Origin of the sequence: Mycoplana sp. BE70, assembly GCF_031455855.1 — a bacterium.
Classification (GTDB): domain Bacteria; phylum Pseudomonadota; class Alphaproteobacteria; order Rhizobiales; family Rhizobiaceae; genus Mycoplana.
In genome coordinates, this window is record NZ_JAVDTM010000015.1 from 49683 (window position 1) to 61795 (window position 12113).

General features: G+C 62.2%; 11 protein-coding genes. 8 read left to right on the forward strand and 3 right to left on the reverse strand.

Translation table 11 applies throughout. The features are described 5' to 3' along the window. Position 1: 1 nt before the first annotated feature. Positions 2-1330 (reverse strand): aspartate aminotransferase family protein, encoded by a 1329-nt coding sequence (locus tag J2Y48_RS22555; RefSeq protein ID WP_310422910.1) that lies wholly within the window; start codon positions 1328-1330, stop codon positions 2-4. Between the two features lie 166 nt (positions 1331-1496). On the opposite strand from J2Y48_RS22555, the gene J2Y48_RS22560 reads away from it, so the two are divergent. The 8 genes from J2Y48_RS22560 (at position 1497) to J2Y48_RS22595 (ending at position 10553) form a co-directional block, all read left to right on the forward strand. Beyond that, entirely contained in the window at positions 1497-2978 is a 1482-nt protein-coding gene (locus J2Y48_RS22560) for a M81 family metallopeptidase (protein WP_310422913.1), read from the forward strand. 117 nt (positions 2979-3095) lie between these two features. Beyond that, positions 3096-3857 carry an ATP-binding cassette domain-containing protein gene (locus J2Y48_RS22565; RefSeq protein WP_310422916.1) on the forward strand — a complete coding sequence of 254 codons (762 nt, stop codon included), beginning with the start codon at positions 3096-3098 and terminating at the stop codon, positions 3855-3857. 23 nt (positions 3858-3880) lie between these two features. After that, a complete protein-coding gene (locus J2Y48_RS22570) occupies positions 3881-4657 on the forward strand; it encodes a transporter substrate-binding domain-containing protein (RefSeq protein WP_310422919.1) in 777 nt (258 codons plus the stop codon). Positions 4658-4742: 85 nt separating this feature from the next. Next, positions 4743-5444 (forward strand): ABC transporter permease subunit, encoded by a 702-nt coding sequence (locus J2Y48_RS22575; RefSeq protein WP_310422922.1) that lies wholly within the window; start codon positions 4743-4745, stop codon positions 5442-5444. Continuing rightward, positions 5441-6148, forward strand: a complete 708-nt coding sequence (locus J2Y48_RS22580) for an ABC transporter permease (protein WP_310422925.1) — start codon at positions 5441-5443, stop codon at positions 6146-6148. Before J2Y48_RS22575 ends, J2Y48_RS22580 begins: the two co-directional genes overlap by 4 nt. A gap of 1 nt (position 6149) precedes the next feature. Next, positions 6150-7637 (forward strand): aldehyde dehydrogenase, encoded by a 1488-nt coding sequence (locus J2Y48_RS22585; protein WP_310422929.1) that lies wholly within the window; start codon positions 6150-6152, stop codon positions 7635-7637. A 2-nt stretch (positions 7638-7639) separates the two neighbouring features. Further along, a complete protein-coding gene (locus tag J2Y48_RS22590) occupies positions 7640-9184 on the forward strand; it encodes a M81 family metallopeptidase (protein WP_310422932.1) in 1545 nt (514 codons plus the stop codon). 34 nt (positions 9185-9218) lie between these two features. Beyond that, the gene (locus J2Y48_RS22595) at positions 9219-10553 is read left to right on the forward strand and encodes an aminotransferase (protein WP_310422935.1); all 1335 of its coding nucleotides are present in this window, start codon (positions 9219-9221) and stop codon (positions 10551-10553) included. Between the two features lie 217 nt (positions 10554-10770). Here J2Y48_RS22595 and J2Y48_RS22600 read toward each other — a convergent pair whose 3' ends face one another. Together J2Y48_RS22600 and J2Y48_RS22605 are read right to left on the reverse strand one after the other, a co-directional pair. Then, entirely contained in the window at positions 10771-11295 is a 525-nt protein-coding gene (locus tag J2Y48_RS22600; RefSeq protein ID WP_310422938.1) for a GNAT family N-acetyltransferase, read from the reverse strand. 180 nt (positions 11296-11475) lie between these two features. Then, entirely contained in the window at positions 11476-11850 is a 375-nt protein-coding gene (locus tag J2Y48_RS22605) for a hypothetical protein (protein ID WP_310422941.1), read from the reverse strand. Between the last annotated feature and the right edge of the window lie 263 nt (positions 11851-12113).

A 12113-nucleotide genomic window follows, 5' to 3' on the forward strand; every position in this document is an offset into this window, starting at 1 on the left:
TTCAGCCTCCGGCCAGGACCTGATCGACAGTGTCGCCAAGTCGGCCGACAATTTCCCCGACCTCGGCGGCCGTTAGGATGTAGGGCGGCGCGAGCAGGATGTGATCTCCCGACTTCCCATCGATCGTACCGCTGCCGGGATATATCATCAGCCCATTGTCCATGGCCCTCGCTTTCAGGCGGCTGGCAAGTCCCATTTCCGGATCGAAAGGAACCTTGCTGTCGCGATCCTGCACCAGCTCCAGACCGATAAAAAGACCGCGGCCCCGTATATCCCCAATGTAGCGGGATCCGGCAAATCGCGACTGCAGGGCGGCCATCATCTCAGCACCGCGCAAGCGAACGTTTTCGAGGAGATTGTCTTCAGCGATCACCTCCTGCACCGCCAGCGCCGCGGCCGCGGCCATCGGGTGTCCCATATAGGTGTGGCCGTGGACAAAAGCGCCCGAACCATGCAGGAACGTGTCATGCACCTTCTGCGACACCAACACGGCGCTAACCGGCTGATAACCGGCGCCAAGGCCCTTCGCCATCACCTGGATGTCGCCCGCTACACCCTCCTGCTCGCAGGCGTGAAGCGTTCCGGTTCGACCCATTCCGCACATGATTTCGTCCATGATCAGAAGCACGCCGTAGCGGTCGCAGATCTCGCGGACGCGGCGGAAATAGTCGCCGACCGGAGGCACAACGCCCGCGGTGGCGCCGACGACGGTTTCTGCAGCGAAGGCCATGACACTGTCGGTGCCCAGTTCCAGGATCTTGTCCTCCAACTGCTGTGCCGCACGCGCTGCATAATCGGCATCGGATTCGTCGGCGCGCTGGTAACGGTAGGCGAAGCAGGGATCGATATGGTGGGTCTCGATCAGGATCGGCGTGTGCATCCGCCTGCGCCCCTCGTTTCCGCCGGTGGCGAGCGCACCAAGCGTATTGCCGTGATAGCTCTGGCGGCGGGCGATGATATGCCGCCGCTGTGGCTCGCCGCGCTCGACATGATATTGGCGCGCCATTTTCAGCGTCGCCTCGACCGCTTCCGAACCGCCGTTGAGCACCATGGCGTGGCTCATGCCCGACGGGGCATCCCCTATCAGTCGGCTGGCGAGGGCCTCCGCAGCCTCCGTCGTGAAGAAGCCGGTATGCATGTAGGCGATCGTATCGAGCTGGGCCAGCAACGCCTCGCGCAGCCGCGGGTGGCCGTGGCCCAGACAGGAGACCGCCGCTCCGCCGCAGGCATCGATATAGGTGTTGCCGCTGCTGTCGCGCACACGAATGCCCTCGGCCTCTACCGCCACAGGAAGGCGGGTGGTCAGGGAACGATGGAGAATCTGGCTCATGATTGCGCCGCAGCCGATGAAAGGCAGCCAAGTTTCCGCGACATCGCAGGTTCCTTTCGGATTGATGAATCAAATGTTTCATGCATAATGCATTTAATCCATATGAATCGCAATGACAAATTCCGGCCCCATGACGGGCTGTCGAACCACCGAAAAAGGGGAAGGAATGTCAGGCAAGCTGAGGATCGCAGTCGCGCGGCTGTGGCATGAAGCCCATAGTTTCACACCGGTTCAGACGCGTCTGGCGGATTTCCGGCGCAAGGAATGGCAGCAGGGGCCGGCCACCGCCGATTTCTACCGGGGGACCAATACGGAAATCGGCGCAGTAGTCGAGCTGATCGACAGCGATGGCGATCTCGACGTGCATTTCTCGCTGTGCACGGCCGCGCCGCCGGGCGGCCTTGTGCCGCAGGGCGAGATGGACCAGATTCATGAGGCGATTCTGGAGGGGCTGGAGAATGGTCCCTGGGACGGGATCTACCTCTCGCTTCACGGCGCCACGCTTTCCACCGGCTCCCTGTCTCCTGACGCCGATCTGATCAATAGGATCCGCACCCTTGCTGGACCGGACATCCCCATAGCCGTCAGCTTCGACATGCATGCCTGCATTAATCCGCAGTTGGCGGACCTGGTGCAGATCCTGTCGGGCTATCACACCTATCCCCATGTCGACATGAAAGAGACCGGCCATCGCGCCATGGCGATGCTGCTGGACTGCCTGCGCAATAAACGTCCGGTGCGGCTGCATCTGCGGCACGTGCCGATGCTGCCGCTCAGTCATATGATGCGCACGGCGTCCGGCCCGATGCGGGAGCTTGTCGATCTCGGCCGGGAAGCAATGCGGAAGCCGGGGATCTTGGACGCAACCTTCTTCGCTTCCTTCACCTATGCAGACAGTCCGCACGCCTCGGCCGTCGTCGCGGTGACAGCGGATGACGAGGCAGACACGGAAACGCTGCTGGACAGCCTGGCGTCAGCCTTCCTGGAGCGCGCGCCTCGGTTCAACGCACCCGTCATCCGCGCGCATGAGGGGCTCACCCGCGCCGAAGCGCTGCTGGAAAACGGGAGCGGCAGGGGGCCGGTCGCACTGATCGACACGGCCGACAACCCGCTGTCCGGCGGAATCGGCGATACGACCGGCCTACTGCGGGCATGGCTGGAACAATCCTCCCACCTCCGGACCGTGTTCAGTTTCTTCCACGACCCGGCGTTGGTCGCCAAATGCCACCGCTTGGGCGAGGGCGCCCGGATTTCTGTGGATCTTGGCGGACGGATAATGCCGGAACATGGCGCGCCCGTCCCATTGACGGTACGCGTCCTGCGCCTGACCGATGGCCGTTTCCACAATGTCGGGCCGATGGAGAACGGCATGGCCGTCGATATTGGTCGCACCGCGCTTCTGGAGGCCGGAAACTTGCGCCTCGTGGTGTCGGAGACCTGCCAGAGCGTCAACGATCCGGCGTGGTGCGATCTGCACGGCATAGAACTGGCCGGAGTGGACCTGTTTCTGGTGAAGGCTAAGAACCACTTTCGCGCCGCCTTCGAGCCGTTTTGCCGGGCGCTGATCGATATCGAATCGCCCGGACCTTCGCCCGCGGATCTGCATCTCGTGCCCTACAGGCACGTCCCTCGCAGCTTGCTTGACTGAAGTTCCAGCCGACGGCAGTCGGAATGGTGACGCCGATAAAACAAGTGTTTCATGGGTGTTGACTCTGAAACGAAAACATCAAAGAATGCCGCAACGACCGATTGGACAGGAAAATCGATGGACGACACCGTGCCTCTACACGTTCGCGATCTGCACAAGAGCTATGGGCAGATCGAGGTGCTCAAGGGCATCTCCATGCAAGCCGAGCGCGGAGACGTCATTTCGATCATCGGAGCCTCAGGCTCGGGCAAGAGCACTTTCCTGCGTTGTCTGAATGTGCTGGAGACCTACCAGAAGGGCGAGGTGCGCTTCTTCGGTGAAAGGATCGATCTCGGCCGGAGGGGGCTGGCGGGCCATCGTCAAATCGATCGCATCCGTTCACGCATGGGCATGGTGTTTCAAGGCTTCAACCTCTGGAGTCATCTGACGGTGCTGCAGAACGTCATGCTGGGCCAGGTCTCGGTGCTCGGCCGGGGCAAGGCTGAGGCGCGCGAGAAGGCCGAAGGCCTGCTGGGGCGAGTCGGGATTTACGAGCGGCGCGATTATTACCCGATGCAGCTTTCCGGTGGACAGCAGCAGCGCGCGGCCATCGCCCGGGCCCTGGCGATGGATCCGGAGGTTCTCCTGTTCGATGAACCGACCTCCGCGCTGGATCCCGAGTTGGTCGGCGAGGTGTTGCGGGTCATGCGCTCGCTCGCCGAGGAACAGCGCACCATGATCATCGTCACCCACGAAATGCGCTTCGCCCGGGAAGTCTCCTCGAAGGTCATGTATTTCCACCAGGGCCTCGTCGAGGAGGAGGGTTCCCCCGAACAGGTCTTCGATGCGCCGATCTCCGATCGCTGTCGCCACTTCGTCACGCAAAATTTCGATCAATGAAACATCCAAAGGGAGGATGAATGATGGGTACCCGTTTCAAGTTTTTGATCGTCGCGGCTGCTGCAGCGCTTGCGGCTAGTTCAGTCAGCGCGGAAACGCTTCGTCTGGCAACCGAGGGCACTTACCCGCCCTTCAACTTCGTTGCCGCCTCAGGTGAGCTTCAGGGCTTCGACATCGACATTGCCAAAGCGCTTTGCGCCGAGATGGCGGTCGAGTGCAAGATCGAGACCTTCTCCTGGGACGGTATGATCCCTGGCCTCAACGCGGGTAAGTTCGACGCCATCGTCGCCTCGATGTCGATTACCGAGAAGCGGAAGGAAGCCGTCAATTTCACACAGCCCTACTACCAGGCCGGCGCCGTCATCGTCGCCGCCAAGGGGCAGGAGATGGACACCAGCCCGAAGGGACTGGCGGGCAAGGTTATCGGCGTCCAGCGCGCCTCCAGCTACGGCCAGTTGCTGAAAGCCCAGTTCCCGGAAGCCGTGATCCGCGAATATGACAAGAACGAGGAACACAATCTCGATCTTGCCGCAGGTCGCATCGACGGGGTGATGGCGCAGCGTCTGTTCATGCAGCAGTGGCTCGACAGCGAAGAAGGTGCCAACTTCGAGCCCAAGGGCAAGCCCTTCTTTGACACCGAATACCTGGGACCGGGCGCCGGGATAGCGATCCGCAAGAGCGATCAGGCGCTTCAGGAACGTTTCGACGCTGCCCTGAAGACAATCATGGAAAACGGCGTCTATGACGAAATCAACAACCGCTATTTTCCCTTCAGCCTGAAGCCCGGCCAGGAAGGCTGAGGCAGGAACCCGGCAGCGACCCCGGCGGGCCGCTGCCGCCCATTTCCAGCGGCGGCGGGCACCGGCCTGCCGCAAGGGAGCACGGATGATCGATCTGCAAGGCTTTGGCGGCTTGCTGGCCGAAGGCACATGGATGACGATCCGCGTCACGATGATCGCCGCGACAGCAGGCGTATGCATCGGAATCGGCGTCGCGCTGATGAAGCTTTCGTCGTCGCGTCTCGCGCGGCTTCTGGCGGAGACCTATACAACGGTGCTGCGCGGGGTCCCGATCCTTCTGGTGATTCTGCTGTTCTATTTCGGCGCGATTGCTGCGGTGAATTCCGCTGCGCGCGCCTTCGGCTACATGGAATTCATCGATGTCAGCGCTTTCGCGGCCGGCTGCCTCGCACTTTCCCTGGCCTTCGGGGCCTATTCGGCGGAAGTCTTCCGCGGGGCGTTCCAATCGATCCCCAGGGGGCAGATCGAGGCGGCGCGCGCCATCGGCCTGCCATCCACCAAAACCTTCTTCAAAATCACCCTGCCGCAGGTTTGGCGCCTCGCGCTTCCCGGCCTGGGCAATATCTTTCTCGTGATCATGAAGGAGACCGCGCTCATTTCCGTCGTCGGCCTCGACGAACTGATGCGCAAGACGCAATTCGCAGTCGACTTTACAAAGAAGCCGTTCACCTTTTTCCTGGTGGCTGCCCTCATCTATCTCGGACTGACAGTTATCACGATGGGCGTGGCAGCCTGGCTCGAAGGCCGGGCGAACCGCGGATTTGTTGCCCAGAGGAGAGGCGGATGAACGTTCAGGTCATGATCGAAGCGATCCCCGCCCTTTTGGGCGGCGCGGTTCTGACGTTGCAGCTCGTCGCCGTGGCGTCGTTCATCGGCTTCCTGCTAGCGCTGGGGGTCACCGCCATGCGCCTGTCGGGCAGGATCTGGCTCGTCGCGCCCTCCTATGCCTATGTTTTCTTCCTGCGCGGCACGCCGCTGCTGGTCCAGATCTACCTAGTCTACTACGGGCTGTCACAGTTCCCCGAGATCCGCAACAGTGTGTTGTGGCCGTTTCTGCGCGAACCCTGGTGGTGCGCACTGGTCGCATTCTCGCTGAACACCTCCGCCTATGTGTCCGAAGTAATGCGCGGCGCGATCACTGCAGTTCCAGTCGGCCAGATCGAGGCCGCGAAGGCTGTCGGCATGTCCTCGTTGAAGCGCTTCACCAAGGTTATCGCTCCCCAGGCCATGCAGATCGGTCTGCCGGCCTATTCGAACGAGATCATCCTCATGGTGAAGGCCTCGTCGTTGGCATCGACTGTTACGTTGCTTGACCTGACTGGCGTGGCGCGCTCCCTTGCCTCGGAAACCTACCTGCCGGTCGAGGTGCTCGGCATGGCGGGCATCATCTATCTGATCTTGAATTTCACCCTGACCCGAATCCTGCGTGGCCTCGAATGGTTCGTCTCGCCGCGGCAGAAATCGGGACCGGGCACACTTGCGAAGGCCTGACATGACCCTGACCCGCGACGAATGGCACGCACGTGCGAAAGCAATCGCGCCGGAGACGCACGCGTTCTATGCCGGCCAGGCCCGGAAGGCGGCGACCGGTGAATCCTTCGTTTCGATCAATCCGGCGACGGGAGTCGCGATCGCCGAGTTGCCGGCCTGTGGTGCCGAGGATGTTGAGCGGGCCGTTGCGGCAGCCAAAGAGGCGTTCGATTCGGGCGTGTGGTCCGGTCAGCCGCCAGCCATACGCAAGGCGTCGCTGCTCGCCTGGGCCGATCTCGTCGAGCGCGACTGGCAGCATCTGGCCCTGCTCGAAAGCTTGGACACCGGCAAGCCTATCCGCGATACGTTGGCCATCGATGTCGGTTCCTCGCTGAAGTCGATGCGTTGGTTCGCCGAGGCGATCGACAAGGTCTATGACGAGATTGCACCTGTGCCGGCCTCCGCACTCGCCATGCTGCGACGCCGCCCGCTGGGAGTGGTCGGTGCCATCGTGCCATGGAACTTCCCGCTGAACATGGCGATCATCAAGATTATGCCGGCGCTGGCGGCGGGAAATTCCGTCATCCTGAAGCCCTCCGAGCTGACCTCGCTGTCGGCTCTCCACCTGGCGAAACTGGCGCATGAAGCTGGACTGCCCGGGGGCGTCTTCTCGGTTTTGACCGGGGTCGGACCCGAAACGGGCCGCGCGTTGGCGCTACACATGGATGTCGCCTGCCTAGCCTTCACCGGCTCGACGGCAGTCGGCAAGCTGCTGCTGGGCTATGCCGCCCAGTCGAACCTGAAGCGCGTCAATCTCGAATGCGGCGGCAAGTCCGCCAATATCGTCTTCGCCGATGTCGGCGATCCGGCGAAGGCCGCGATGGCAGCCGCCAACGGCATCTTTCAGAACATGGGACAGATCTGCAACGCCGGTTCGCGCCTCCTAGTCGAGGCCAGCATTTACGACGAATTCCTCGAGAGCGTCGCCGCTCAGGCGGCCGGCCGCGTGCCGGGCGATCCCCTCGACCCGCAGACGCGCTACGGCACGTTGATCTCCACCGCCCACGCTGAACGCGTCCGCGGCTTCATCCGTTCCGGACGAGGGGAGGGCGCGCGCCTCGTCGCCGGCGGTGAAGGGGAGGCGGGAACCGCGGTCGTGCCGCCGACGATCTTTGCCGACGTGCAGAACACGATGGAGATCGCGCGCGAAGAGATATTCGGGCCGGTGCTGTCGGTCATCCGTTTCGAGACCGACGACGAGGCGATTCATATTGCCAATGACAGTCCCTACGGTCTCGCCTCGGCGATCTGGACCGCGAGCCTCCCGCGGGCCCTTCGGCTGGAACCGCGGCTCCAGACCGGCGTCGTCTGGGTCAACACCTTGCGGGTCGGCGACATCACCGTGCCCTTTGGTGGCATGAAGCAGTCCGGGCTCGGGCGCGACAAGTCGATCCATTGTTTTGACGAGGTCACCGCAGTGAAGTCGGTCTGGGTCGACCTGGAGCAATGACCATGGCCGCACCACGGATCCTCCTTGCCTCACTTCTGCACGAAACCAACAGTTTCAACCGAACGCTGACCCCGATCGACAGCTTCTGTGGCCGCTACCTGTTGCTCGACCATGCTTCTGCCCACTCGACGCTAGCCGGATCGGGCACGGAGACGGGCGGGTTTCTGGCGGGGTGCGCAGAGCACGGCTGGCAGAGCCATATCGCCTTTGCCGCCGCCGCCGGCCCTTCCGGCCCGATGGTGGAAACAGCTTTTCGGAAGCTGAAGGACCGCCTGTTCGAGGCGGCGCGCGAAAAGCCGGACGGCGTGCTGCTGGCGCTCCACGGTGCAATGACGACAGAAGAAAGCCCGGATCCAGAAGGGGACATTGCAAGCGAACTGCGCCGAATCATCGGCCCGGACGTGCCGCTCGTCGTGACGCTCGACATGCATGCCAATCTTAGTCCGCGCCTTGTCGAGGCGGCCGATGGGATGTGCATCTACGAGACCTATCCGCATGTGGATCAGGCCGAAACCGCCCGGCGCGCGGTCGTGGCGTTAGCCCGACTGCTCGTCCGGCCGAAAGCGGGGCGACGGCTGACCCGCGCCCTCGTGATGCGACCACCGATGCTCGATGCCGCCGATCACGGCCGCACCTCACCGGCCGGCCCCATGAACCCGATCCTTGCGCGCCTCGATGCGTTGCGCAACACGCACGACTTGGTGACGGGCGGCCTCACGATCGGCTTTCCCTGGGCGGACACGCCGAATGCCGGCCCGGCCGTGGTACTCCATGCTGCGTGGGACTCGACGGTCGACCTGCCGGCAATCGCGCGGGAGTTGACGGACCTGCTGTGGCAGAGCCGGGGTGAGACGCAACTGGACTTTCCCGACACCGCGCAGGCCATCGCCGAGGCGCTCGCCGGCCGGTCCGATAAAAAGCCCCTGGTGCTGGCCGATATCGCCGACAACCCGGCTGGTGGCGCTTATGGCGATTCCCCAAATCTGCTGCGCGCGATGATTGCGGCTGACCTGGAAAACGCGGCCTTCGCCAGCATTTGCGACCCCGAAGCGGTCGCGCAGGCCATGCAGGCGGGCTTGGGCGGGCGGATCAACGTCGTGCTCGGCGGGCGCAAGGCGCCGGAAATCTCGCCCCCGCTGGCGCTTTCCGTCGAGGTCGTCGGCCTGCACGACGGGCGCATCGCCTTTGCCGGTCCGGTCCTGCGCGGCGTCACCGTCGATATGGGCCCGATCGCCGTTTTCCGCCATCGCACAATCGAGATCGTGGTGGCCAGCCGCGCGCTCGCCATCACCGATCTGCAGCAATTTCGGGCGCTTGGCATCGAGCCCGCCGAAAAATCGGTCCTCGCCTTGAAGAGCCGCAACCACCACCGCGCGGCCTTCGAACCGCTGGCCCGAAAGGTCATGCTCGTCGATGCCGGCGGCATAGCAAGCATGCAGCTTGCAAAGATTCCCTATCGAAACCTGCCGCGTCCGATCTGGCCGTTAGACCCGGATCGTGGCACCCCCTCATCCATACGTGTTCTGGAGTTCCGCCACGATGCCTGACAATCTCACCCTTTCGAATGCCTCGCCCGAAACGGTGCGCCTGAAGGCGCTCGACCTTGCGCACCACATGCACCCCTTCGCGGACCATCAGGAACTCGTGGCCGAGGGCGGCACCCGAGTGATCACCCGCGCCGAAGGGGTCTATCTGTACGACAGCGAAGGCGAGCGGCTGCTGGACGGGATGGGGGGCCTGTGGTGCGTGAACATAGGCTACGGCCGCAAAGAATTGGCCGAGGTCGCTGCTCGCCAGATGGCCGAGCTTCCCTATTACAACACCTTCTTCAAGACGACGATGCCCAGCACCGTCGAACTCGCCGCCGAGATCGCCACGGTCGCGCCGAACGGCCTCGACCGCGTGTTCTTTGCCAATTCGGGCTCTGAGGCCAACGACACCAATATCCGTCTGGCACGTCTGTACTGGATCCGCGCCGGCAAGCCTTCAAAAAAGGCGATCATCTCGCGCAAATATGCCTATCATGGCACCTCGATCGGCTCGGGCTCGCTGACCGGCCTTCCATCGATGCATGACATCCCGGGCCAACCGATGGCCGACGTCCATCATGCGCCTGCACCGTTCTGGTGGGCCGAAGGCCGCGGCCAGACGCCGGAAGAGCACTGTGCGGCGGCACTGGCAGGGCTAGAACAAACGATCGAAACGGTGGGCGCTGAGAATATCGCAGCCTTCATTGGTGAACCCGTACAGGGGGCCGGTGGCGTGATCACGCCGCCAGAGGGGTATTGGGCCGGAGTACAGGAGATCTGTCGCCGCCACGACATCCTCCTCATCGCCGACGAGGTCATTTGTGGCTTTGGCCGCACAGGCCAATGGTTCGGCTCGCAGACCTTCGACATCCAGCCCGACATCATCACAATCGCGAAGGGCATGTCCTCGGGCTATATGCCCATCTCCGCATCCGTCTTCGGTGATCGCATTGCCTCGGTCCTGATGGATCAGCCCGGCCGCATGAACCATGGATATACCTATTCGGGCCATCCCGTCGCCTCGGCGGTCGCGCTGGAGAATATTCGCATCCTCAAGCGGGAGCGAATCGTTGAGCGCGTAGGCGAGGATACTGGCCCCTATTTCATGAAGAAGCTGCGCGAGTTGCTGGACCACCCGCTGGTCGGCGAAGTTCGCGGCGTTGGCCTCATGGCCGCTGTTGAATTAACGCGGGACAGGCAGGGACGCACACCGGTCACACCGGTCTCGAGCCTCGCCACGCCAGTGCGCAACCTTTGCTTCCAGACCGGCCTGACCACGCGGGCCGTCCGTGACTGCCTGGTATTTTCTCCGCCGCTGGTGATCTCGCGGCAAGAGATTGACTGGCTGGTGGATCGTCTGCGCAAGAATCTGGATTGCTTTGTTTGAAACTCGAGTGATCAGGTGGGACGGCCTTCGAGCCGGCATCGTTGTGGCAACAAAGCGCCCGCATTCGGAGAGCCGTCGTTCGCTGTAATGGAAGAGTAGCAGCTCGGGCGCTGCATGAAGTAGCGCAAGGCGCGAGGTGGTTCTTGGCGCCCGAGAACCACCTGTAGGCAGGGGGAGTGTGCCTTGAAACGAAGTGGTAGACCCTCAAACCGAATATCTAGGGTGTTCCCCGCGTTTCGTCCGATTGAGCGTACTCATCCAGCCTGAACTCGATCCGGTTGGGCCGGGGACCAGTGCGCCCCGTGGCGTAGAAGCCGGTCTTGGTCAGCAGCCGGATTGAGGCAGCGTTGTCGGGTCGACATTCGGCAATAATTGTCCGAGGAGCCAGCAAAGGATCAGCGGCAATCTGCGCCAACGTCCCCAGAAGCGCTTCAGACGCATAGCCCTTGCCCTGGTAATCGACCCCGAACCAGTAGCCGACCTCGATAATGCCGTCAGGGTGGTCAATGACACCCATGGCCCCGATCAGCGTTACATCGGGAAGCCGTACCGCGAAGAAGTATTCTTTGGTCGCGTCCTGGCTGGCGATCAGGGCCTGTGCCTTCTCCAGCGGGAAGCCACCTTCCATGAAGGCCATCCACTCGCTCACAGCCGGGACATCGCTAATCCCGGCCAGTTCTGGGGCATCCTGGAGTTCCAGTTGACGGATTGCCAGGCGTTCGGTCGTGAACGGCTTCAACATATGCCACCCTCAAACCAATCACTTTTCTACCGTCAAATCTGGACACGAAGAGGGCTGCTTCTTGAGGGCGGAAGCTGCTCAGGTGCTATGATGCCGTGGCGCTAGACGCTGATGTCGCGCGGACGGTCTTGAGGCACGCTTGGTGATCCAAAGACCGTCCATCCGGCTGTTGAGGTCCCGCTATTTGGCCACATGCCAAACGCCACCAACGCCATCACCGTTCATTTCGCCGGCCTTCTTATCACCGGAGTATCTGTAAAGCGGCTTGCCGTCGTAGGCCCACATTTCCTTCCCGTCCGCAGCCTTGACCAGCGACCATTCACCTTCGGCCTTGGCCTTCTTACCGGCATGGAAGGCTGGCCACTTCTTCAGGCAATCCTTGTCGCAGTTCGATTTGCCATTGGTGTCCTTATCGAAGGTGTAGAGGATCATCCCCTTTTGATTGGCCAAGACCTTGCCCATGTTCGTATCGACCATCTTGGCGGGTTCAGCAGCAGCAACAGCTGCCATAGTTGTCGCGGACAACACTCCCAACGCGATCAAAATCGTTCTCATGATTTTCTCCGTTCGAGCAGAATGCCAACATTGCCCCGTAAAAAACGCCTCGATGGGAAACCTGTTCCACTGGTTGATGCCGAAAATCCCATGAAGGACACGAAGTGTACGTCACCATCCTATGCCGCTTGGCCAGCCGCGAAAGTAAACCTCGGCAGGCTTGCGTTGAGGCGGTTCACTGTCATCGATCGCAGTTGGAACAGGCATATCAAGTGCCCCCAACGTATGAGCAGTTCGTCGATGTCCGGCACTCGCCCAGGTTC